A 1,249-nucleotide genomic window follows, 5' to 3' on the forward strand; every position below is an offset into this window, starting at 1 on the left:
GCTGCGTGCTCCGCGGGATGCGGTGATCGAGGTCGACGGCGAGAACGTGGTGCCGAGGGTGCACGCGGTGCTGGACAAGATGGCCGCCTTCGCCGACCGGGTCCGCTCGGGTGAGTGGACGGGCCACACCGGCAAACGCATCCGCACTGTGGTCAATGTCGGTATCGGTGGTTCGGATCTGGGTCCGGCGATGGCGTACGAGGCGCTGCGTGCGTTCACCGACCGGTCGCTGTCGGTGCGGTTCGTGTCCAATGTGGACGGTGCGGATCTGCATGAGGCGACGAGGGATCTGGATCCGGCGGAGACGCTGTTCATCATTGCTTCCAAGACGTTCACCACGATCGAGACGATCACCAATGCCACGTCGGCGCGAGAGTGGCTGCTGTCCGGGCTGAAGGTGGGTCAGGAGGCGGTGGCCAAGCACTTTGTGGCTTTGTCGACGAATGCGGGGAAGGTCGCGGAGTTCGGTATCGACCCGGACAACATGTTCGAGTTCTGGGACTGGGTCGGCGGCCGGTACTCGTACGACTCGGCCATCGGTCTGTCGTTGATGATCGCCATCGGCCCGGATCGGTTCCGGGAGATGCTGGACGGTTTCCATACCGTCGACGAGCATTTCCGCACCGCGCCCGCCGAGTCGAATGTGCCGCTGCTCCTGGGCCTGCTGGGCATCTGGTACGGCAACTTCCATGACGCCCAGTCGCATGCGGTGCTGCCGTACTCGCACTACCTGTCCAAGTTCACCGCCTATCTGCAGCAGTTGGACATGGAGTCCAACGGCAAGTCGGTGGACCGTGAGGGCCGGCCGGTGCAGTGGCAGACCGGCCCGGTGGTGTGGGGTACTCCGGGCACCAACGGGCAGCACGCCTACTACCAGCTCATCCACCAGGGCACCAAGCTGATCCCGGCCGACTTCGTCGGCTTCGCCGAGCCGGTCGGTGAACTGAGCCAGGAGCTGAAGGCGCAGCACGACCTGCTCATGGCCAACTTCTTCGCGCAGACGCAGGCGCTGGCGTTCGGCAAGACCGCGGACGAGGTGCGCGCCGAGGGTGTGCCCGAGGAACTGGTGGCACACAAGACGTTCAAGGGCGATCACCCGACGACCACGATCCTCGCCCGGGAACTGACTCCCTCGGTCCTCGGCCAGCTGGTGGCGTTGTACGAGCACAAGGTGTTCGTCCAGGGCGCGGTCTGGAACATCGACTCCTTCGACCAGTGGGGCGTGGAGTTGGGCAAGGTCCTCGCCAAG

Annotated in this window: 1 protein-coding gene; it reads left to right on the forward strand. The window is 65.0% G+C overall.

Features of this window, described 5'->3' with window-relative positions; translation table 11 throughout:
* On the forward strand, positions 1-1,249 hold a 1,249-nt coding region (gene pgi, locus VXC91_RS45815; protein WP_329513243.1), incomplete at both ends, for a glucose-6-phosphate isomerase.

This window comes from Streptomyces chiangmaiensis, assembly GCF_036281785.1.
Classification (GTDB): domain Bacteria; phylum Actinomycetota; class Actinomycetes; order Streptomycetales; family Streptomycetaceae; genus Streptomyces; species Streptomyces chiangmaiensis.